The sequence below is a fragment of the Chitinophaga sp. genome (assembly GCF_017745275.1).
GTDB lineage: Bacteria > Bacteroidota > Bacteroidia > Chitinophagales > Chitinophagaceae > Chitinophaga.
The window spans coordinates 333,066-353,850 of sequence record NZ_JAGHZS010000007.1 but is presented as its reverse complement, the minus strand read 5'-3'; the positions used below and the strand labels follow the sequence as shown (position 1 = coordinate 353,850).

The window sequence follows — 20,785 nt, the reverse complement described above, 5'->3', positions numbered from 1 at the left end:
GAGTATGGTGCTCCTAATAAATAATAATACAACCAGCAGTTGGGTTACCACTAGAGCCGGCTATATTTTTTATTAGAAACAGGCAACCACTTGTTTATCAAGGTAGGTTGCCTGCTGCTTTTTTTTTAGTTATTCGTTTGTTGCTGCATCATTGCTGTCCGTTTCTTCAGGAGCAGCTTCATTGCCTTCAGATGCCTGATCTTCTGCAGCTACAGCGGCATTTTCGCTACCTTCTTCGCCTTCCAGGATTTCTTCTTCTTCTTCCTGTTCATCCAGACGTGCTACAGCAGCTATTTCATCATTGTTATCCAGTCGGATCAGACGCACACCTTGTGTGGCACGTCCTGCTTCACGGATATCGGCAACCGCCATACGAATGGTGATGCCTGACTTACAGGTGATCATCAGGTCGTGTTTTTCCGTTACATCGAGGATGGCAATCAGGTTACCGGTTTTTTCCGTGATGTTAATGGTTTTCACCCCTTTACCGCCACGGTTGGTAATCCGATATTCTTCGATGTTGGTACGTTTACCGAAACCTTTTTCGGACACTACCAGGATGGTTTTTTGATCGTCGTCTTTATTAACACAAACCATACCAACCACTTCATCATTGTCGCTATCCACCTCAATTCCTCTTACACCAATAGCACCACGACCGGTGTCGCGTACGGTGGCTTCAGGGAAGCGGATGGCGCGACCGCTCTGAATGGCCATCATGATCTGGCTGTCGCCGGTAGTCAGTTTGGCTTCCAGCAGCTGATCGCCTTCATTGATGGTGATAGCATTTACACCATTCTGACGTGGGCGGGAGAATTCTTCCACCAATGTCTTCTTGATGATGCCTTTCTTGGTACAAAGTACAATATAATGATTGTTGATAAAGTCTTTATCGCTCAGATCTTTGATATCAATGATAGCGCGGATTTTATCATCAGCGGGCAATTGAATCATATTCTGAATAGCACGTCCCTTACCGCTCTTTTCTCCATCCGGAATTTCGTATACTTTCAGCCAGTAGCAACGGCCTTTTTCCGTGAAGAACAGCATGGTATGGTGCGTTGAGGCCACAAACAGGTGTTCGATGTAATCCTCATCACGTGTTTTACCACCAATGGCGCCACGTCCGCCACGTTTCTGCTGACGATAGTCATATGCAGAAGTACGTTTGATATAACCCAGGTGAGAAATGGTGATCACCACATCTTCTTCTGCAATGATATCTTCAATTCTCATTTCGCTGGCGAGGTACTGGATTTCGGTTTTACGTTCGTCACCGAATTTCTTCTTTACTTCTTCCAGCTCTTCGCGGATGATCTTCATACGTAAAGACTCATCGTTCAGTACATCTTTCAGGTAAGCAATCAGTCGCATGATATCATCATACTCTGCGCGGATTTTATCGCGTTCCATACCGGTTAAACGTTGTAAACGCAGTTCCAGTATAGCTTTCGCCTGTATTTCAGACAAACCGAATTCGCTCATCAATCCATCTTTTGCTACTTCCGGTGTGGCTGCAGCGCGGATCAGGGCAATGACCTGGTCCAGGTGATCCAGTGCAATCAGGTAGCCGGCGAGGATATGCGCTTTTTCTTCTGCTTTACGCAGGTCAAAACGCGTTCTTCTTACCACTACTTCATGACGGAAATCGATGAATTCCGCAATCATCTCTTTCAGGTTCAGGATACGCGGACGGCCTTTTACCAGCGCCACGTTGTTGATACCGTAAGAGGTTTGCAGTTCTGAATATTTGAATAACTGGTTGATGATTACACTGGAGATAGCTTCTCTCTTCAGATCAATCACCAGTCGCATTCCTTCACGGTCACTTTCATCACGTACATCGGAAATGCCTTCAATAATTTTATCGTTAACCAGTTGTGCAATTTTCTGGTGCAGCACTGCTTTGTTGATCTGGTAAGGCAGTTCGTAAATCACCAGTTTTTCACGGCCGTTTTTAGCTGTTTCTGAGGAGATTTTACCTCTTACCACTACTCTGCCCCTACCGGTCTCAAAACCCTGTTTAACGCCTTCAAAACCGTAAATAACACCACCTGTCGGGAAGTCGGGTGCTTTTACGAATTTGATCAGTTCTTCAACAGTGATTTCTCTGTTTTCGATGTAAGCAATGGCACCATCCACTACCTCGTTGAGGTTATGCGGCATAATGTTGGTGGCCATACCTACGGCGATACCGGAAGCACCATTTACCAACAGGTTTGGAATACGGGTTGGTAATACAGTAGGTTCTTCGAGGGTATCATCGAAGTTATTGGTAAAGTCTACTGTTTCTTTTTCAATGTCTTCCAGCATGGCTTCTGCAATCTTCTGCAGACGGATTTCCGTATAACGCATCGCTGCCGGCATGTCGCCATCCACCGAACCGAAGTTACCCTGACCATCCACCATCGGATAACGCATACTCCAGGGCTGCGCCAAACGTACAATGGTGTCGTAAATGGAAGCATCACCATGCGGGTGATATTTACCCATTACTTCACCCACAATACGCGCTGATTTCTTGTAGGGTTTGTTACTGTGGTTCCCCAGTTCATTCATTCCGAATAAAACACGGCGGTGTACAGGCTTCAAACCATCTCTCACATCGGGTAAGGCACGACCAACGATCACGGACATAGAGTAATCTATGTAAGCCGTTTTCATCTGCTCCTCGATGTTTATCTGGACAATTCTCCCTTCCTGCTGATTTTCCGTATGCTCTGTCATTTTGTGTGTTGATTTACAGTTTTTTCTGCTCAAAACAGATAAAGGCAAATATAGCCATTTCAGCCCTTATTTTGACCTAAAAATCAAGAAATGTGAATAAAAAGGACCATAGGGATTAACGATTATATTGCAAGATCGATATATGATTGATTTACTCAATGAATGACAACCATTTATATTCCATTTACGTTATAGATAATTACCCTGATTTTAATTTATCCGCAATATGTTAAGCCGGTTTAATATATTAGAATATAAATATTGGCAAAGTATTTGTTTCTAACCTACTGAAAATCAATACGTCGAATCAACGGAAAACATATATATAATAAGAATAAATCCGAATGGGCTTTCAAATTCGAACATTAGTATCAAAAAAGCTGTTATTCCCCTGATTCTTAATCACTTTCTAAAGAACACCATGAAGAACATACTGTTGTTTGGCGCCGGAAAATCGGCCACCAGTCTGATTGATTATCTGTTAACAAACGCGCCCAGACAGAAATGGCATGTTACCGTAGCTGATCACGACCTGTCGCTTATCAAGTCCAAAACAGGAAAATCATATTATGCAACGCCTACGGCACTTGATATTAAAGACCATGCTGCCAGGCTACAACTGATCCGGGAAACGGATCTTGTCATTTCCTTACTACCCGCATCCCTGCATATCCTCGTGGCAAAAGATTGCCTGGAAGCTAAAAAAAACCTGCTCACCGCCTCCTATATAGATCCGGAAGTACGTAAACTGCAACCCGAAATAGAAAAAGCCGGATTACTTTTTATGTACGAAATGGGCCTGGATCCCGGTATAGATCACATGTCCGCCATGAAACTCATTCATTCCATTGAGAAAAAAGGCGGCCAGATATTTTCTTTTAAATCTTACTGTGGTGGCCTGATTTCACCAGACAGCAACGACAATCCATGGCAGTATAAAGTGTCCTGGAATGCCCGCAATATTGTACTGGCAGGCAGTTCCGGCGCCACCTATAAGGAAAAAGGAAAGGTGAAAGAGGTAACGTATGAACAGCTCTTTGACCATACCAAAACCATACAGGTACCCGGTTTGGGGAAACTGGCCTTCTACCCTAACCGCGACTCCCTCGGTTATATGGAAGTCTATAAACTGGAAGAACTGGCAACCTTTATGCGTGCCACCCTCCGCTTCCCTGATTTCTGCGAAGGCTGGAATGCCCTGGTAAAGCTGGGCTTAACGGAAGACACTACTAAAATTGTTACCGATCAACTGACCTGGGCCCAATGGACCACCAACCGCATTACAGAACAGGCAGGTACTCCCGAAGAAAGTATTGCCCAGTATCTGAGTGTCAGTACCAAGTCGAAAGTGCTCCGCCAGCTAAAATTTATGGGGTTATTAAGCACAGATGTCATAAATTTAGGGGAACAAACTAATGCGGACATCCTCCAGTTCCTTGTAGAGAACAAATTAAAAATGGAACCTGCCGACAAGGACATGATTGTAATGATGCATGAAATTGAGTTTGAACGCCGCAATATGGCCACCAGGATGCATAGTTACATGATTGCACAGGGAGAAGACAACATACATACTGCCATGGCGAAAACAGTGGGCCTGCCACTCGGTATCATGGCAAAACTTATACTCCAGGAAAAAGTAACACTTACAGGCTTACAAATACCGGTGATGCCGGAAATTTATAACCCCGTTCTAAAAGAATTAGAAGAGTACGATATCAGGTTTGAGGAAAGCTTTGAATAAAGCAAAAGTTATTGTTTTCCTATGATGGACTCTATCGGGCACCAAGGACTTGTGATACCTCCCCAGAGCGGGGAGGTTTTTATTTTTATAAAATGCTGAGCAGTTCCTTCACCCCTTCTGTAGCGGGCTTTTCAATGCGGAACTGGTTCACGCCGGATTCAATCATTGGAATCTTACGGTCAATGAAATAGGTAGGCGTTCTGAACTTCACATATTGTAAAAGATTCGCAGCAGGATACACCTGTAAAGACGTACCAATCACTACAAAAATATCCGCCGCCTGTACTTCAGCTACCGCCTTTTCTATCATCGGAACCGCTTCACCGAACCACACAATATGCGGCCGTAGTTGCCCGCCGTCAGCAGCCAGATCACCCATTTTGATATCACCGCGTATATCGTAGATTAGCTCTTCGTTGATCACACTACGCATTTTGAATATTTCTCCATGTAGGTGTAATACGCTGCTGGAGCCGCCGCGCTCGTGCAGGTCGTCTATATTCTGGGTAATAATCCGTACATCGAATTTTTCTTCCAGTTGCGCCAACCCGGTATGAGCCGCGTTAGGCAGGGCCGCCATCACATCTTTACGGCGGCTGTTATAAAATTCCTGTACCAGTGCCGGGTTGTTTTGCCAGCCTTTGGGGGAGGCCACTTCATATACATCATAGCCTTCCCACAATCCATCTGAGTCGCGGAAGGTCCGGAGGCCGCTTTCTGCACTGATGCCGGCTCCGGTCAGCACCACCAATCTTGGTTTCATGTTAATTCGTTTATAGGTTTACGTTAGTTGGGGTTTGGGCAATGGTCTTTTTCAGGTTCCATTTTCTTATTCCTCGTCTTATAAAAATAATAAGAAAAACAATACCAAGCAGCAAAGGCCATGCACTTAATATACCCAGCGCAAACGATAAAGTACCATTCCAGCCTTCCTGTAACGATAACCACGACTGCCGGAAAAACCCTGGCGCCTGCGGATCGGTATTAGCGATCGTCTGGTAATAAGTGAGCTGTATGCTGCTATAGGCCACATGGTGATCCATGTATTGCAGGCGGCCTTTGGCCGCTTCTATATCTTCCCGGATACTTTTCAACTGCGCTTCTACGGCTAATATATCTTCTACTTTTCTGGCCTGTTGTAATATCTGCAGATAACGTTGTTCTACTGCCATCCGCGCCTTCATACGGGCATCAAGGTCTACATATTCTGCCGTAATATCCTGCGTGGTAATACTCTTCTCATCCATCCGCGATGCGCCGCCTGTCAGCGCTTCCAGGCATTGTTCAAATACCGCCGCAGGGACTTTTATTTCCAGCTCATTGCGTAATTGTAAACGCCCGTTTGCCTGATTTTCGTTGGCAATATAACCACCGTATTTTTTAACGGTATCGGCTATACGACTTCTGCATGCATCAAAATCTTCTGTAGAAAAAGCGAGCTTACCATTTTTTATTATTTTTTGGGAGATGGGTACTGCAGCACTATAGTCTTTATCATCAGGTGCAGCCGGGGCGTTTTCGGCCGGTATTGCTTTTCCTTCATCAGCAGATAAAAGACCTTCAGCTTTGGAGTCGGCGGCAATAACAGGAGGTGTAAAACTAACAACTGGCGTAGTTGCTTTGTGGCCGCATCCGGATAAAATCAACACAGTAGTGCTGAACATGAGCAAAAAGGAATAATTCATATGGCGCAGTTTTGGGATAAGATGTTTGTGAGCTTAAAATTCCATAACCGGCTTCCCTAAAAACACCAAAGGGTATCTTCCTGTAAGAAAGATACCCTTCGTGTTTATAATACTATAAAATACTTACTTTTTCATGCCGCCCATTTCCATGATGGCTTCAAATTCATCCGGCTTCACATCGCATACAGATAAGCGTCCCTGGCGGATCAGCGACAGGTTTGCCAGCCTTTTATCGGCTTTCATTTCAGCCAGTGTAACAAACTTTTTGAAAGCTTTCAGCGGCTTCAGGTCTACTACTACCCAGTTTGGATCAGGCGTGGTGGGATCCTGGTAAGCTTCTTTGGCTACGGTAGCCAGGCCTACGATTTCCATGCCTTCATTACTATGATAAAACAATACCTGGTCGCCCTTCTTCATGCCTCTGAGGTTGTTGCGCGCCTGGTAGTTACGTACGCCATCCCAGAAAGTCACTTTATCTTTTACAAACTGCTCCCAGGAATATTTAAATGGTTCAGACTTCACCAGCCAATAGTTCATATCATTTAGAATTTTCGGGTGATAATAAATAGCGTTTAGCTGTTAACGTTACCAGCCGCTGGCCAGTACATCTGCAATGTGCATTACCTTCACATTGGACCCATGCTTCCGGATATAACCATCCAGGTGCATGAGGCACGACAGATCCGTAGAAATCAGGTAGTCGGCGCCACTGTTCAATGCGTTGTTAACTTTCTGTTCTCCCATACCCATAGAAATGGGTTCAAACTTCACGGAGAAAGTACCGCCAAACCCGCAACACACCTCGCTATCATTCATTTCTTTCAATTCCAGTCCCCGCACCTTTTCCAGTAGTTTACGCGGTCCTTCCTTGATACCACATTCCCGCAGCGCACCACAGGCATCGTGATAAGTGCCTACACCGTTGAGCGTAGCCCCCAGGTCAGTTACATGTAATACGTCTGTAAGGAATTCAGTGAATTCGAAAAGATTTTTCTTTAGCAGTTTTACATCATTGTGAGCAGCAGAATTATCAAACAACTTTCCGTAGTAGTTCCGCACAAAACCAGTGCAGGAGCCACTGGGGGCAACGATGTAATCAAAGGTTTTAAAATCCTTTACAAACTTGGTTGCTATTGTTCTGCACTCGTCCTGGTATCCGGCATTGTAGGCCGGTTGACCACAACAGGTTTGTTCCGTGTTATACATCACATTACAACCCAGTTTCTCCAGTACTTTCACCATATTGAAGGCGGTTTCCGGAAACAACTGGTCTACAAAACACGGTATAAATAGCTGTACATTCATATGGCCTTTAGCTTTTAGCTGTTAGCTAACTTTCTTTGCAATGCAATCATTTTCAACGCTGTGATAGCGGCTTCTTCTCCTTTGTGACCATGAGCGCCTCCGAGTCTGTCCAGTGCCTGCTGTTCATTGTCAACTGTCAGTATGCCAAATATAACAGGAACGGGTAACTGAAGGTTCAATTGAAGAATACCTTCTGTTACGGCTTTGCACACATAATCAAAATGAGGGGTTTCGCCGCGGATCACGCAACCGAAAGCAATAATAGCGCCAGGCTGTTTTCCGGTGCCTTTGGTGGCTTCCCAATATTGTTTGCAGGCGTAAGGTAATTCGAAAGCACCTGGTACGATTACTTTCTCTGTTTTAGTAACACGATACTGGTCGAGGGCTTTATCGCAACCTGCTACCAGTTCATTCACGATGGTATCATTCCATTCGGTATACACCATAACAACACTGGCATCCTCCAGGTTGAGAATGCCAGCGTCATTTAGTAAGCTCTTATTGTGATCGGACATATTCTTTTAGCTTTAAGCTTCCGGCTATTCACCTTTAGCAGTCAGCTAAGCACTCACTGCTAAAGGCTGAAAGCCAACTGCTAGTTCTTTACTTCACCCAGTCTTGCCAGGTACTTGTCCATTTCGCGACCTTCGTTAGTCTGCGGAAATTTCTCTTTAATTTCTTTATAGATAGCGATAGCATCCTGTGCTTTACCTGCTTTTTCCAGGGCCAAACCGGCACGGAACAGGTAAACGGGGGCAGTCAGCTCATTATCATTGTAGTGACCGGCTTTCTTATAAGATTCGATGCCGTCGTTAGTTTTGTTCAGTTCCATGTAAGCATCTCCCATCAAACCATAAGCGGTTGGTTGGAGCAACAAATCGTTGGAGCTAAAGGATTTCAGCATGTCGATACCTTTCTGGAATTCACCCAGGCGGATATAGCATACGCCTGCACTGTATTTAGCCAGGTTACCAGCTTGGGTGCTACCATATTTCTCCGCTACCTGCAAGAAACCATAGTTATTACCATCGCCGTTCAGTGCCAGTTTGAATGAATCTACTGCAAAGTAGTTTTGCGCATGGAAAACCATTTCCTGTGCTTTATTTTCATTAGGCTGTTTAACGAAACGGTTATAGGCGAAGAAACCGCCTACCACTACTACTACTGCTAATACTGCAATAGAAATAACGTTTTTGTTTTTATAGAAGAAGTCTTCTGCCTTGTGCATGGATTTCTCCAGGTCAAAATCATTTTTTGCAGGTTGAGGCACGGTGGCTTTATCTTTAGTTTCTGCCATTGTAAAGGTGTAATTGTGATTGATTGCTTAGTTATTAAATAGGTATCGAAACAGCCGTTAGCCATTAACGTTAGCTTTTAGCTAATGCAGCGAAGAACAGTAGATGTTATTTCTGCTGCATTAGCTAAAAGCTAACTGCTAATGGCTAAAAGCTTTAGTCAACGATGAATGGATAATCTTCCTGAATGTAAACGTCTTTCAGTAATTCATCATCGCTTGGCCATGGAGACTCTTCTGCGAAAGTTACGCACTCATCAACTTCTACTTTTACGCGTTCGTTGATAGCTTCAATTTCAGCTTCGGTAGCCCATTTATTTTTCTGAATCACTCTGAGTACTTCGTTGATTGGATCTTTCTCTTTGTACTCTTCCAGCTCTTCTTTAGTACGATATTTAGCAGGATCACTCATGGAGTGACCACGGTAGCGGTAAGTTTTGATTTCCAGTAAAGTAGGACCGCCTTTTTCACGGGCACGCTTTACAGCTCTTTCCACACCATCATGTACCGCTTCGCAGCTCATACCGTCGATTGAATCGGCAGGCATTTCGTAAGCGTCGGCCAACTTATAGATATCCAATACGTTGGAGGTACGTTCTACGGAAGTACCCATCGCGTACATGTTATTTTCACAAATGAAAATTACAGGGAGCTTCCAGGTCATAGCCATGTTAAAGGTTTCATGGAGCATCCCCTGACGGGCAGCACCATCACCGAAGAAACACAACACTACGTTATCTGTTCCTCTGTATTGCTCCGCAAGCGCCAGTCCGGCACCTGTACCTATCTGAGCTCCAACAATACCATGGCCACCGAAGAACCCATGTTCCTTGGAGAAAAAGTGCATACTGCCTCCCTTTCCTTTCGAACAACCGGTTGCTTTACCATACAGTTCTGCCATACAAGCTTTAGCGGAAATTCCTTTCGCAATTGCCAGCGCATGATCACGATAAGCTGTGATGAATTTATCCTCCGGCTTGGTAGCTGTCATCGCACCTGCAGCAATTGCTTCCTGTCCTATGTACAAATGACAAAAGCCACGGATTTTCTGCATCCCGTACAATTGGCCTGTCTTTTCTTCAAAGCGGCGCAGCAAAAGCATCAATTCATACCAGTACAGATATGTCTCTTTGGTGAATTTCGTCTTCACGTCTGTTTTAGTTTGCACTCTTTCTAAATTTGTTCGCAAATATAACAGGAAAATCCTAAAATATAAATATGAATTCCAATTCCCATTAAATTATGCAAATTCATCAATTTCAAACAGTTTTGCATTTATTTGCAAGGGAATCACAGCGAAGTTCCCATTAGTGCGGTTTTTTATCAGTTATACAATTGATAATTTTCGCATATTATTATTTACAAATAACCTTTTTCTTTGTTTTATATTAATAAAATATCACTCGTTCAATTCAAAAATTACACGCAGGAGACCTTTTCCTTTGGTCACCGCATCGTTGGCATCACCGGCAGAAATGGCGCCGGCAAAACCAACCTGCTGGACGCCATTTATTACCTTTGCTTCACCCGCAGCTATTTTACCAGCAATGAAAGCCAGAATGTACGCTACCAAACCAATGGATTCCGGCTTGAAGGCTATCTCGAAAGAAACCAGCAGGCAGAAAAAATCATTTGCACCGTAAAAGAAGGGAAAAAAGAAATCAGCCTCAACGACGATAAGTACGACCGCTTCTCCCGGCATATCGGGCAGTTCCCCGCCGTGATGATTGCCCCCGATGATGCAGAAATCATCCTGGGCGGCAGTGAAGAAAGACGCAAATGGCTCGATAGCCTGCTCTCCCAACTGTATCCTGACTACCTCGATCATCTCATCATCTACCAAAAAATATTATTACAACGGAATACCCTCCTGAAAAACATGGCAGCCACCGGCCAAAACCAGGATAGCCTCCTCGATGTATTTGATCTGCAACTCGTGATGCACGGGGTGCCCGTATATGAAACCCGGAAAGCCTTCCTCCAGACCTTCATTCCTAAAGTACAGGAGCTATACGATTATATCTCCGGCACCCACGAAGTAGTCAATATACAGTACCAGTGCACGCTGCAGGAAGAAGACTATGCCATACAACTGAATAATGCCCGTTACCGCGACATGCAGTTGCAACGCACAAGTACCGGCATTCACCGCGATGATCTCTCCTTTCTGCTAAACGATCACCTCATGAAAACCAGTGCCTCACAGGGACAGCGTAAGAGTTTCCTGTTTGCCTTGAAGCTGGCCCAATATGATGTGATCAGGCAAAATAAAAAATTCCCCCCGCTCCTGCTGCTCGACGATGTGTTTGAAAAACTGGACCAGGAACGCGTTACCCGATTGATTGCCCTGGTAGCCAGTGAAAACTACGGACAGGTATTTATTACAGATACCCATGCCGATCGCCTGCGGCAAGCCTTTTCGGGTATCGGCCAGGCACTGCAGCTCATTGAAGTGGACAGACACGCAGAAATGCAAAGCAGCAAAGACACTAAGGAATAAAACACCCTTTGCGTCTTTGCTGCTTTGCGTGAAAAAACTTAGCTTTGCCGGATGCGCCACGGAACAACGAGTATTGGAGATGCACTCCGGGAATTTATGAATAAAAGCAGGATGAAACCCCGCCTGATGGAGGTACGCATCCAGGATAACTGGGAACAATTAATGGGTAAAACCATTGCGCGCTACACACAGAGCATCCAGCTTATTGATCATAAACTGATTGTTACCACTACAGTGGCGCCATTAAAACAGGAATTGACTTATTCTAAAGACAAGATCATCAAGTTGGTGAATGAAATGCTTGGAGAGAGCATTGTTAAAGAGGTGATGATCAGGTAAAAGGGATCAGTTGGAGGCAAACTGACGAATCAGGCTATTAACGTCGGACATTTTTAAAGTGGTTTGCAGGTTGACGATCACAAAGTCTGACTGATCCTGCACCAGCATTACTACATCGCCCAACTCATCGTCGTTGCCCCGGTTGAGTACATGTACCAGGTTTCCCTTCTCTCTCACTTCCATCAGCAGATCGAAATGTTCATTGCGTTGCAGGTTGCTTTTCAGTTCTGCAATATCTTCCCCGCTTACCGTATTACCGTTCACGTTAGAGATAGTATAGATCTTTACCTTCCGCACATTTTTCAGCGCATGCTTCACACTTTTAGCATCGGCATCATCATCTGCAAAAGATAAACACCAGCCGGCCAGTTTCAGGCTGACGCCTCCCATAGATACAGTATGCACTTCTGAGCCTGCCCTGTGCTTGTTACGGAATTCACGTAAACATCTGTCTTGTGCACTCACAGCAGAGGCGGATAACAGGAAACAACCGGCAGCAATAATAAATGATTTCATGGCAGTTAATTTTGACATTATTTCTTCTTAATATTTTTCAGCTTATCCATGCCCTGGATATTTACAGATCCGGCAATCAGTGAAATTTCGTTAAGGTCAATATCGCCTACCAGGCTCATTGCCATGAACTCGCTGGAACTACCTACCAGCATCACCAACTCACTGATGGTGCCTTTGGCATTTTCCTTCACCATAAATTTCAGGTCGCTGTCTTTATCGCGCACCGTCATCAGTTCTTCGAAATCGCTGCCGAGAAAAGCAGCGGCTTCCCTGTATAGCCGTGCCCCATCTTTCGTATTTTCTTTGGCCAGGATGCGCAATCCTTTTAATTTCTGAATCACACGCATCATGTTTTTAGCGTCGGCATCCCCGGGATCTACTTTAGCAAACATGCTGAACATTTTGGGGGTAATGCTGACCACCGTGAAATTGCGGTCGCTTTCGTACTTCTGGAAAAAGCGGTCAATCACGCTTCCCTGCTGCGCCGAGAGGTGGAAACTGGCAAAGACCGCCATCAATAATAAAAGGTATCGTTTCATCTTTTCTGTATTTATAATGGTGTGGTTATTCTTTTCCTTCGATCAATGTGGCGGCATCATTGAAATAAGAGAGTTTTTGCATTTTGGCAGTACCCTTGTTCAGGTTCTTTGCCAGCAACTGTAATGCCTTCTTGGTTTCATCCAGTGCTCTTTGCGGATCATTCAGTTCCTCTTGTTTCATGGCAATGGTCACTTGCTCCTGCCGGTGCCCCTGTTGTTTTAAGGCATAGCCAATGCCCACAGCTACCAGTAGTACGGCGGCATATTTCATCCAGTGGCGGAATGGCGAGGCCGACAGTGGGACTACCTTTGCCGGCGGCTCCTCCAAAACCTTTACGGCTTCCTGCTGGAAATACCGGAACATAGGTGCCGCTTCCAGCAACGCTTCCGGTAAATCAGGATGAGGTGTACTGAAAAACTCCCGTAACAATGCTTCTTCCTCCAGGGTGGTTTCTCCCTCCCAGTACTTTTCCACGATGGCAGTGATCCTGTTATAATCCATATACCTGCTGATTTTGTAGTTTCTCCCGTACCGTTTTACGGGCCCGGTGCAAATTCACTTTAACATCATTCATGTCTATATCCAGTATGTCGGCTATTTCCTGGTAAGAATGCCCGTCTATATCCCGCAATTGCAGAATAGTACGGTATTTCTCAGGCAGGCCATTAATGGCCACATGCACTTTTACCATTACATCGTTTTGTTCGGCGGCGGCATGCGGACTTTGTTGCGGTGAGGCGGGCAGCTCCCCTGCCCGGTCCAGCTCATCTGCCAGCCGATACTTCCTGGACTTGATTTTGTCCAGTGCCAGGTTGCGGGTGATTCGCATGCACCAGGCTTCCATATTTTGCAACTCCGCCATTTTCTCTTGCATACCCCACACCTTCATAAGGGCATCCTGGGTGATATCCTGTGCATCTTCCTCATTACCCAACAGGCGGAATGCAAAGCGGTAAAGCTTTTGCCGGACGGGAACCACCTGTGTGAGAAATCGGTCTAGTGACATGCAGAATAGTGCGTTTGAAAAGAAGACGACTGTAAAATGCAGATGTTACAAGAAATTAAAAAAATATTTTGGGGAGATGGGAAAGTGCTTAATCCAGTTTAATTCTCGGATCAATGAGCGTGTAGAGCAGATCCGCCAACAGGTTCACCAATACAAAGATAGCTGCTGTAAGTAATATGGCTCCCATCACTACAGGGAAATCGAATTTGTCGAGGGCATCTACGGTGACCTTACCAATGCCTTTCCAACCAAAAATGTATTCTACGAAGAAAGCGCCTGCCAGTAATTCGGCAAACCACCCGGTAATAGCAGTAACAACAGGATTGAGAGCGTTCGGCAACGCATGCTGCCAGATCACCCTGGATTTAGACAACCCTTTGGCATAAGCTGTCCGGATATAATCCTGGTGCAACACATCCAGCATGGCACTGCGCGTGAGCTGCACAATAATGGCCAGCGGCCGGATGCCCAGGGTAATGGCCGGCAACACCAGGTTGCGCAGGTTTAACACCCGGCCTTTGAACGGATCAATATCAAACAGGCTACCTGTCATATGTAGCCCGGTATAATCGCTCCATACAAAACCAAAGAGATAAGCCAATACAATCCCTGCAAAAAAAGATGGCGCCGAAATACCGGCTACACTGGCGAATACGGCGCCCGTATCCATCCAGGTATTTTGTTTTACGGCCGACAATACGCCAAGTGCCACTCCTATAACAGTAGCAAACAACATTGCCGCCACCGCCAGCAATAAGGTACCGGGCAAAGCTTCCATCAGGATATCTCCAACAGGCTTCTTCCCCTGGTAGGAACGCCTGAGATATGGTGTTTTCAGCACCAGTATTTTCTCTTTTGATATATGCGCTAACGTTACATAATGCAGGTTTTCTGTTGCCTGCGTGGTAGTATGTATCCCGATGGGCAACAAATCATTCAGGTAAAACAGGAATTGCACCCCCACCGGCTGGTCGAGATGCAATTCCTTTCTTACATTTTCCAGTGACGCCACATCGGCCCGCTGCCCAAGCGTCAACCGGGCAGGATCGCCGGGCAACACATTGAACAGGAAGAACACCAGCACTACTACACCGAATAGTACAAGTATGCCATAACCGGATTTGCGTAACAGGAAACGAAGCATAGTTAGCTTTTAGCAGTCAGCGTTTAGCAATCAGCCAATAATTATTGGCTGTTAAGGAATATCGTTATAATGCCATTTTCCTTTGATGGTACCTTTCTCCAGCAGCATAAGGCATGGATTACTTCTGCCTGCTGTTTTAATGGCCACACCATCCATTTGCACGAAAGGAAACTCCAGTCCGTGTTGTTGTTTAAAGGCAGCAATTTCTTCTTTTGTTGAAGCGGTTACACCATATATCACCACTTCCTGGTTTTTCAATTTTTGCTGGAGTGCCTTCATTTTTTCATCCCAGCCACTACCCGCTTTTTGTACATTTTGTACGAGGAACAGGTATACCGGTTTTGTTTCTGAAAGAATGGCCTGCGTTTGATTTACACCATCCAGATCAGTAAGGATGAAATCCTTGATAGCTGGTTCAGCATTACCTTTCTTTATCAGTTTATCTTTACGATCTACAAACTTCCAGGTGCTATCTGACCAGGGATAGTTGTCGGCAGTGAATTCTTTCTTCTGGCCATCTTTTTCATAAATAAACACCATCTCAAATACGTCTGGCGTAGCGCCAGGAGGCAGCTTCATCTTCTCCGGAATATTATTACCTATTTTATAAGGCAGGCAATCAAAAACAGGAAGATGCTGCAGCGTATACCGTTGAACACCGAGGGAGAAGATGGTAGCCAACAGTACTACGATGCCGGCGCCTTTCAGTGGTTCGATCTGCTTGCGGAAAATGAAAATCACGAGGATCATTACCAGCAGGGCTACGTCTTTCCAGAAAGTTTCAGTGGCGGTAAGTTTGATACAGTCGCCGAAGCAGCCGCATTCGCGGATGGTACCGCTGAACAATGCATACCCGGTGAGGAAGGTAAAGAAGATGATGAGCAGTAGCAACAGAACGGAGAAGATACGCATGCGGTATCCTACCAGCAATGCCACACCGGCAATTATTTCGAAGCTATTCATTAATATTGAATATGCCAGGGAATAGGGAGATAGAAAGGTCAGGTGTAATACCTCGAAAAATTCGTCCATCTTATAACTCAGGCCCAACGGATCATTCGCCTTAATAAGGCCAGAGAAGATGAACAACACCCCAACGATTACGCGCAACAGGTTCAGGATAATCTTCATAAAATAGTTTAATGGTTAATGGTAATCTGTGAAGATAAGGACAATCCCGTTCCCTCTTTTGTAAAAGTGATGAACGTGAAACACAGTGCTGTTGCCGTTAAATTGGCAGCCGGATTAAAGCACTAAATTTCTAAATTCGAAAATGATTGATTTAACTTCATAGATTTGCAGGCAAAATAAAGAATTTCGGGTAAAAGGCCTGAACTATATGAGCATCAGGCATAATACCTGCATGCTAACTGCTTAATATCACCAGATGAAACCAGACCATATCCATACATTATCTGCTCCTGCTATTAATTGCAGGGGGCAATTACTATCACTTTCTACGCCTGTGGTAATGGGGATTATTAATGTTACCACCGATTCGTTTTATGAAGGTAACCGTATGCATGAGTTGCACCAGGTAGTAGAAAAAGCCAGACAACACCTGGAAGAAGGCGCTGCCATCCTGGATCTGGGCGCACAAAGCACGCGGCCCGGAGCGGAAGTCGTTGGCGCAGACGAAGAATTACATCGCTTATTACCAGCTATTCATGCTATATTGAACCGCTTTCCAACCGCCATTATTTCTATTGATACGTGGTACGCCGCTGTAGCAGAAAAAACGGTACATGCCGGCGCCGCTATTATTAATGATGTGAGCGCAGGCGATATGGACGAGCAAATGATCCCGGTAGTAGGACAATTGCAGGTACCCTATATTGCGATGCACATGCAGGGAAAGCCTGCAACCATGCAGCAGCAGCCACACTATGAGGATGTTGTCAGTGAAGTACTGGACTATCTAAAACAAAAGCTGGCCGTAGCGCGGGCGGCGGGCATCAAAGACTTCATCGCGGATCCCGGCTTTGGATTCGGAAAAACAATCGATCATAATTATACGCTGCTCAAAAATCTGCATCTTTTTAAAGACCTGCTCGGCATACCTGTACTGACGGGCATTTCCCGTAAGTCGATGATTTATAAACTTCTGAACATCACGCCGGTAGAAGCATTGAATGGCACCACGGTATTGAATACTATTGCCCTGCAACAGGGTACACATATATTAAGGGTACATGACGTTAAAGCTGCTGTAGAAGCAGTAAGGATTATGGAGAAAATGAAAGGCTAATTAAATCTTGCTATTTTTACAACTATGAAGGACGTAATACAATTTTATGGAGTTGAGTTTCGCTGGCTGAATATTTTGGACCTGGTGATTGTTGTTTTTTTAATCATTCAATTATATCGTTTATTAAAAGGTAGTCTTGCCTTCAATATTTTCGTTGGGTTGTTGATGGTATATGCCGCGTATTTCCTGGTCAGGGCATTACAGATGCCAATCCTGACCAGCATCTTACAAAACTTTATCAATGTAGGTATCATTGCGATCATTATCATTTTTCAACCGGAGATACGAAAGTTCCTGTTGGTACTGGGAAAGAAAACCCCGTTGAGTAAGGATAGTTTTCTGACCAAATTGTTCCTGCCTGATAAGTTTAAGAGTTATAAAGAAGAAGAAAATATTATTAATGAACTGATTGTGGCGGTAAGCCGGATGCAGAGTACTTCTACCGGTGCGTTGATCGTAATTGCCACTACTTACCGCCTGAAGTTCGATTCTGCCTCCAGCATTCCTATCGACGGGAATGTGAGCGCCAAGCTGATTGAAAGTATTTTTGAGAAACACAGCCCATTGCATGATGGCGCCCTGATTATAGTAGGTAATAAAATCCTGGCGGCCAAAGTAATACTGCCGGTATCTGAAAATCCTAATCTGCCTACCCGTATTGGTTTACGCCATCGGTCGGCAGTTGGAATTACAGAGCATAGTGATAACCTGGCGATTATTGTGTCGGAAGAACGGGGAACAGTGTCGTATGCGATGGATGGGGTGCTGACACAAGATGTATCGCTGGAAGACCTTAAAGTAAAGTTATATGAAGTGTTGATCGACGGATATGCATGAGGAATAGCTGTTAGCCATTAGCTGTTAGCTTTTAGTAAATGCAGCGGAGATCAATAAAAAAGAAATGTAGAAAAGGAGATCGGGTATTGATCTCCTTTTTTATAATTATTATAAAAAGAAAGGAGACCGGTATTGTACCGGTCTCCTTTTTTTAAAAGCTGATAGCTAAAAGCTAACGGCTGTTTTATTATTTCTTGCCTGGAACAGGAAGTGCAGCAGGAGCAGCAACTTCAGGGGCGCCAGCTTTAATATCTACCAATTGTACGTCAAATACCAGGACAGAGTTTCCAGGAATTACCGGAGGACTACCTTGTAAGCCGTAAGCTAATACAGAAGGAATTACCAGGGTAGCTTTGGAACCTTTTTTCAGACCGGCTAAACCAGCATCCCAACCTCTGATAACGAAACCACGACCGATAGGGAATTTAATTGGTTCTAACGGCATACCTGGGCGCATAGTTGAATCCTGGCTGGAATCAAATACTTTACCGCTGAGCAGTTTACCAGTGTAGTGTACATAAACGGTATCACCTGCATTAGGCACATTACCGGTACCTTCCTGGGTAACAGCTACGTATACGCCAGCAGCGTTTTTAGTAGCGTTGATCTTGTTTTTCTCCAGGTATTCTTTGATGAGCTTTTCATCTTTTTCTTTCTGAGCAGCAGCAGAGTATTTAGCTTCTACAGCGAAAGTAATTTTCAGCTTATCTCCTTTTTTACCGAATGGAGGACGTTCCTGAGCAGGTAATGAATCCCAGGGAATAACGAATGTAGCGCTATCGCCTTCGTGCAGGAGGGCAATACCTTCCATCAGGTCATACTTGTTCTGGGGCTTAGCCACCAACACCGGAATAGGAGCTCCAACCATTTTACGCGATTCGCCCAGCAGGGAGTCATTGATCCGCTGAGTTACGTTCAACAGGGCGGTATCACCCAATTTCAGTTGTGGACCGCTGCCGGATTTGTGAACGATATACTCAATACCGCCCGGTGTTTTTTTAACACCAGTACCACAGCTGGCTACCAGTAAGCCTAATGCTGCAGTTGCAACTAATAACTGATTGTTTTTTTTCATTTGATTGTATTAGTAGGTTGAAATACGTTGTGTACAGTTTATTGTAACAGGTCCTCGTTTTCCTCGACGGCTTTGATGAAGCGGTCAACGGTTTTTTCCAGTGAGTCTACACTGCGACCGCCGGAGGCGTTGAAGTGTCCGCCGCCATCAAAATATTTGCGGGCGAAGGTATTTACATCAAAGTCGCCTTTGGAGCGGAACGATAGTTTCACTTCTGAGTTCCTGTCGATGATCAGGGCCGCCATTTTGATCCCCTGAATAGACAGGAGGAAGTTCACCAGTCCTTCAGTATCTCCGGTTTGCAGGTCGAACCTTTTCAGATCTGAATAAGGAATAGCCAGCATAGCGGTGTTATATTCATAGAATACCTCCATGCGGTTCAGCAGGCTGTGGCCGAGAAAGCGCAGGCGGTTTTCCAGGAAGTTATCGTATATCGCCTGGTGGATTACCTCGTGGCGTAATCCTCTGTCCATCAAATCAGCCACCATACGGTGTACGGCAGCAGAGGTAGATGCAAAGCGGAATGAACCTGTATCGGTAACGGTACCGGCATAGATGCACTCGGCAATTTCGAGGTTAATATACTGCTCATCTCCCAATTTATATATAGTTTCATAAACTAATTGGGCGGTGGAGCTGGCACTGGTATCGCTCACCCCGTAGTCAAAATTGGGATGTGGCTCCAGGTGATGGTCTATCAGGATTTTGATACAATCCAGTTTTTCCAGGTGGGGCGCCAGGTTTTTGGTGCGGTAGAGGGCGTTGAAGTCCAGGCAAAACAGGAGATCAATGTCTTTCAGTGCATCAATAGCGCGGTCCATAGAAGATTCGTAGTCTATAACGAGATCTGCTGCGGGCATCCACTTTAAAAAATCAGGAAAGTTGGTGGGTGAGATTACAGTTACCTGGTGTCCTTTCTGCACTAAATAGTGATACATTGCTAAGGAAGATCCCATGGCATCCGCATCTGGCTTTTGATGCATCGTGATCACCACTTTCTTCGGGCTTTCCAGCAAAGGCTTAATTTCCTCGATCGGCTTCATTAAAAAACTGTAATGTTAAGAGTTGATTTCCAATCACAACAAGTGGTTGAAACAGAAAACGAAGTGCGAAGATCTTTATTTGAGCCAGAATTTCAAAATTTTTTACCACTAAAGAAAATGTAATTACTTTTGCGGCCTAATCTGTAATTCGGAATTAAACATTATATGAGCAACAGAACATTTACTATGATCAAGCCTGATGCAGTAGCAAACGGGCACATTGGCGGCATTTTAAACATGATCAACGCTGCAGGTTTCCGCATCGTAGCCATGAAAATGACGCAGTTATCTACTGCTAAAGCAGGTGAGTTTTATGCAGTACATGCGGAAAGACCATTTTACGGTGAACTGGTAGAATTCATGAGCAGCGGCCACATCGTAGCAGCTATCCTGGAGAAAGACAACGCCGTTGAAGATTTTCGCAAACTGATTGGTGCTACCAACCCTGCTAATGCAGAAGAAGGTACCATCCGTAAAAAATATGCAGAGTCAATTGGCCGTAACGCAGTTCACGGTTCCGACTCTGATGAGAACGCTGCTATTGAAGGTAATTTCTTCTTCAGCGGTCTGGAAAAATTCTAGTTCTCATCATTTTACTGATGAAAAAAGGCCGGCGCTTATAAACGCCGGCCTTTTTCATTTTATATCATTTCAATTCATTCATCTTCAAATATTTAGAACAGTTTATTTAAATCAACTCATTAAATAAATGTAATTTCCTGCCAAATCGTCGTAAACACATGATTTTTAATAAAAATATGAATGAGAAAAAGCCCATTTCC

22 protein-coding genes are annotated in these 20,785 nt (G+C 44.7%); 6 read left to right on the top strand and 16 right to left on the bottom strand.

Features of this window, described 5'->3' with window-relative positions; translation table 11 throughout:
* Positions 1-129: 129 nt before the first annotated feature.
* Positions 130-2,727 carry a DNA gyrase subunit A gene (gene gyrA / locus J7623_RS20915; RefSeq protein WP_291924030.1) on the bottom strand — a complete coding sequence of 866 codons (2,598 nt, stop codon included), beginning with the start codon at positions 2,725-2,727 and terminating at the stop codon, positions 130-132.
* A 421-nt stretch (positions 2,728-3,148) separates the two neighbouring features.
* On the opposite strand from gyrA, the gene J7623_RS20910 reads away from it, so the two are divergent.
* Positions 3,149-4,471, top strand: coding sequence for a saccharopine dehydrogenase C-terminal domain-containing protein (locus J7623_RS20910; protein WP_291924028.1), 1,323 nt, complete (start codon positions 3,149-3,151; stop codon positions 4,469-4,471).
* A gap of 85 nt (positions 4,472-4,556) precedes the next feature.
* Here the strand turns inward: J7623_RS20910 and J7623_RS20905 are convergent, their stop codons facing one another.
* The 7 genes from J7623_RS20905 to pdhA form a co-directional block, all read right to left on the bottom strand.
* Positions 4,557-5,234, bottom strand: coding sequence for an NAD-dependent deacylase (locus tag J7623_RS20905; protein ID WP_291924026.1), 678 nt, complete (start codon positions 5,232-5,234; stop codon positions 4,557-4,559).
* Positions 5,235-5,244: 10 nt separating this feature from the next.
* Entirely contained in the window at positions 5,245-6,156 is a 912-nt protein-coding gene (locus J7623_RS20900; protein WP_291924024.1) for a DUF4349 domain-containing protein, read from the bottom strand.
* Positions 6,157-6,279: 123 nt separating this feature from the next.
* Positions 6,280-6,693, bottom strand: a complete 414-nt coding sequence (locus J7623_RS20895; protein WP_291924022.1) for an EVE domain-containing protein — start codon at positions 6,691-6,693, stop codon at positions 6,280-6,282.
* Between the two features lie 48 nt (positions 6,694-6,741).
* On the bottom strand, positions 6,742-7,461 hold the full coding sequence (locus J7623_RS20890; protein WP_291924021.1) for a (Fe-S)-binding protein: 720 nt from the start codon (positions 7,459-7,461) through the stop codon (positions 6,742-6,744).
* Between the two features lie 14 nt (positions 7,462-7,475).
* On the bottom strand, positions 7,476-7,976 hold the full coding sequence (ribH, locus tag J7623_RS20885; protein ID WP_291924019.1) for a 6,7-dimethyl-8-ribityllumazine synthase: 501 nt from the start codon (positions 7,974-7,976) through the stop codon (positions 7,476-7,478).
* An 80-nt stretch (positions 7,977-8,056) separates the two neighbouring features.
* Positions 8,057-8,758, bottom strand: a complete 702-nt coding sequence (locus J7623_RS20880) for a tetratricopeptide repeat protein (protein ID WP_291924017.1) — start codon at positions 8,756-8,758, stop codon at positions 8,057-8,059.
* A 154-nt stretch (positions 8,759-8,912) separates the two neighbouring features.
* Positions 8,913-9,905: a pyruvate dehydrogenase (acetyl-transferring) E1 component subunit alpha gene (gene pdhA / locus J7623_RS20875; RefSeq protein ID WP_291924014.1), complete on the bottom strand. Its 993-nt coding sequence runs from the start codon at positions 9,903-9,905 to the stop codon at positions 8,913-8,915.
* A 228-nt stretch (positions 9,906-10,133) separates the two neighbouring features.
* Between pdhA and recF the strand changes: the two genes are divergently transcribed.
* Positions 10,134-11,255, top strand: a complete 1,122-nt coding sequence (gene recF, locus J7623_RS20870; protein ID WP_291924013.1) for a DNA replication/repair protein RecF — start codon at positions 10,134-10,136, stop codon at positions 11,253-11,255.
* A 51-nt stretch (positions 11,256-11,306) separates the two neighbouring features.
* On the top strand, positions 11,307-11,594 hold the full coding sequence (locus J7623_RS20865; protein WP_291924012.1) for a DUF721 domain-containing protein: 288 nt from the start codon (positions 11,307-11,309) through the stop codon (positions 11,592-11,594).
* Positions 11,595-11,600: 6 nt separating this feature from the next.
* Here J7623_RS20865 and J7623_RS20860 read toward each other — a convergent pair whose 3' ends face one another.
* From J7623_RS20860 to J7623_RS20835, 6 genes are all read right to left on the bottom strand, one after another.
* A complete protein-coding gene (locus J7623_RS20860) occupies positions 11,601-12,110 on the bottom strand; it encodes a DUF4252 domain-containing protein (protein ID WP_291924010.1) in 510 nt (169 codons plus the stop codon).
* A gap of 17 nt (positions 12,111-12,127) precedes the next feature.
* Positions 12,128-12,649, bottom strand: coding sequence for a DUF4252 domain-containing protein (locus J7623_RS20855; RefSeq protein ID WP_291924009.1), 522 nt, complete (start codon positions 12,647-12,649; stop codon positions 12,128-12,130).
* A 25-nt stretch (positions 12,650-12,674) separates the two neighbouring features.
* The gene (locus J7623_RS20850) at positions 12,675-13,151 is read right to left on the bottom strand and encodes a hypothetical protein (protein ID WP_291924008.1); all 477 of its coding nucleotides are present in this window, start codon (positions 13,149-13,151) and stop codon (positions 12,675-12,677) included.
* On the bottom strand, positions 13,141-13,656 hold the full coding sequence (locus J7623_RS20845) for an RNA polymerase sigma factor (protein ID WP_291924007.1): 516 nt from the start codon (positions 13,654-13,656) through the stop codon (positions 13,141-13,143). Before J7623_RS20845 ends, J7623_RS20850 begins: the two co-directional genes overlap by 11 nt.
* 88 nt (positions 13,657-13,744) lie before the next feature.
* Positions 13,745-14,800, bottom strand: coding sequence for an ABC transporter permease (locus J7623_RS20840; RefSeq protein WP_291924005.1), 1,056 nt, complete (start codon positions 14,798-14,800; stop codon positions 13,745-13,747).
* Between the two features lie 51 nt (positions 14,801-14,851).
* On the bottom strand, positions 14,852-15,931 hold the full coding sequence (locus J7623_RS20835; protein WP_291924004.1) for a BT_3928 family protein: 1,080 nt from the start codon (positions 15,929-15,931) through the stop codon (positions 14,852-14,854).
* A gap of 256 nt (positions 15,932-16,187) precedes the next feature.
* On the opposite strand from J7623_RS20835, the gene folP reads away from it, so the two are divergent.
* Positions 16,188-17,048 carry a dihydropteroate synthase gene (gene folP, locus J7623_RS20830; protein ID WP_291924002.1) on the top strand — a complete coding sequence of 287 codons (861 nt, stop codon included), beginning with the start codon at positions 16,188-16,190 and terminating at the stop codon, positions 17,046-17,048.
* A 24-nt stretch (positions 17,049-17,072) separates the two neighbouring features.
* Complete coding sequence (locus J7623_RS20825) at positions 17,073-17,885, top strand: diadenylate cyclase (protein WP_291924001.1); 813 nt, start codon at positions 17,073-17,075, stop codon at positions 17,883-17,885.
* Between the two features lie 187 nt (positions 17,886-18,072).
* On the opposite strand, the gene J7623_RS20820 is transcribed toward J7623_RS20825, so the two are convergent.
* Positions 18,073-18,960, bottom strand: coding sequence for an FKBP-type peptidyl-prolyl cis-trans isomerase (locus J7623_RS20820; RefSeq protein ID WP_291924000.1), 888 nt, complete (start codon positions 18,958-18,960; stop codon positions 18,073-18,075).
* A gap of 38 nt (positions 18,961-18,998) precedes the next feature.
* Positions 18,999-20,003 carry a DHH family phosphoesterase gene (locus J7623_RS20815; RefSeq protein ID WP_291923999.1) on the bottom strand — a complete coding sequence of 335 codons (1,005 nt, stop codon included), beginning with the start codon at positions 20,001-20,003 and terminating at the stop codon, positions 18,999-19,001.
* Between the two features lie 165 nt (positions 20,004-20,168).
* Here J7623_RS20815 and J7623_RS20810 point away from each other — a divergent pair, with 165 nt between their 5' ends.
* Positions 20,169-20,585, top strand: a complete 417-nt coding sequence (locus J7623_RS20810; protein ID WP_079471943.1) for a nucleoside-diphosphate kinase — start codon at positions 20,169-20,171, stop codon at positions 20,583-20,585.
* The last annotated feature ends 200 nt before the right edge of the window (positions 20,586-20,785 follow it).

Coding starts and splice junctions, on each gene's coding strand:
- gyrA (WP_291924030.1), bottom strand. CDS start 2,727: ATGACAGAGCATACGGAAAATCAGCAGGAAGGGAGAATTGTCCAGATA.
- J7623_RS20910 (WP_291924028.1), top strand. CDS start 3,149: ATGAAGAACATACTGTTGTTTGGCGCCGGAAAATCGGCCACCAGTCTG.
- J7623_RS20905 (WP_291924026.1), bottom strand. CDS start 5,234: ATGAAACCAAGATTGGTGGTGCTGACCGGAGCCGGCATCAGTGCAGAA.
- J7623_RS20900 (WP_291924024.1), bottom strand. CDS start 6,156: ATGAATTATTCCTTTTTGCTCATGTTCAGCACTACTGTGTTGATTTTA.
- J7623_RS20895 (WP_291924022.1), bottom strand. CDS start 6,693: ATGAACTATTGGCTGGTGAAGTCTGAACCATTTAAATATTCCTGGGAG.
- J7623_RS20890 (WP_291924021.1), bottom strand. CDS start 7,461: ATGAATGTACAGCTATTTATACCGTGTTTTGTAGACCAGTTGTTTCCG.
- ribH (WP_291924019.1), bottom strand. CDS start 7,976: ATGTCCGATCACAATAAGAGCTTACTAAATGACGCTGGCATTCTCAAC.
- J7623_RS20880 (WP_291924017.1), bottom strand. CDS start 8,758: ATGGCAGAAACTAAAGATAAAGCCACCGTGCCTCAACCTGCAAAAAAT.
- J7623_RS20865 (WP_291924012.1), top strand. CDS start 11,307: ATGCGCCACGGAACAACGAGTATTGGAGATGCACTCCGGGAATTTATG.
- J7623_RS20860 (WP_291924010.1), bottom strand. CDS start 12,110: ATGAAATCATTTATTATTGCTGCCGGTTGTTTCCTGTTATCCGCCTCT.
- J7623_RS20855 (WP_291924009.1), bottom strand. CDS start 12,649: ATGAAACGATACCTTTTATTATTGATGGCGGTCTTTGCCAGTTTCCAC.
- J7623_RS20850 (WP_291924008.1), bottom strand. CDS start 13,151: ATGGATTATAACAGGATCACTGCCATCGTGGAAAAGTACTGGGAGGGA.
- J7623_RS20845 (WP_291924007.1), bottom strand. CDS start 13,656: ATGTCACTAGACCGATTTCTCACACAGGTGGTTCCCGTCCGGCAAAAG.
- J7623_RS20840 (WP_291924005.1), bottom strand. CDS start 14,800: ATGCTTCGTTTCCTGTTACGCAAATCCGGTTATGGCATACTTGTACTA.
- J7623_RS20835 (WP_291924004.1), bottom strand. CDS start 15,931: ATGAAGATTATCCTGAACCTGTTGCGCGTAATCGTTGGGGTGTTGTTC.
- folP (WP_291924002.1), top strand. CDS start 16,188: ATGAAACCAGACCATATCCATACATTATCTGCTCCTGCTATTAATTGC.
- J7623_RS20825 (WP_291924001.1), top strand. CDS start 17,073: ATGAAGGACGTAATACAATTTTATGGAGTTGAGTTTCGCTGGCTGAAT.
- J7623_RS20820 (WP_291924000.1), bottom strand. CDS start 18,960: ATGAAAAAAAACAATCAGTTATTAGTTGCAACTGCAGCATTAGGCTTA.
- J7623_RS20815 (WP_291923999.1), bottom strand. CDS start 20,003: ATGAAGCCGATCGAGGAAATTAAGCCTTTGCTGGAAAGCCCGAAGAAA.
- J7623_RS20810 (WP_079471943.1), top strand. CDS start 20,169: ATGAGCAACAGAACATTTACTATGATCAAGCCTGATGCAGTAGCAAAC.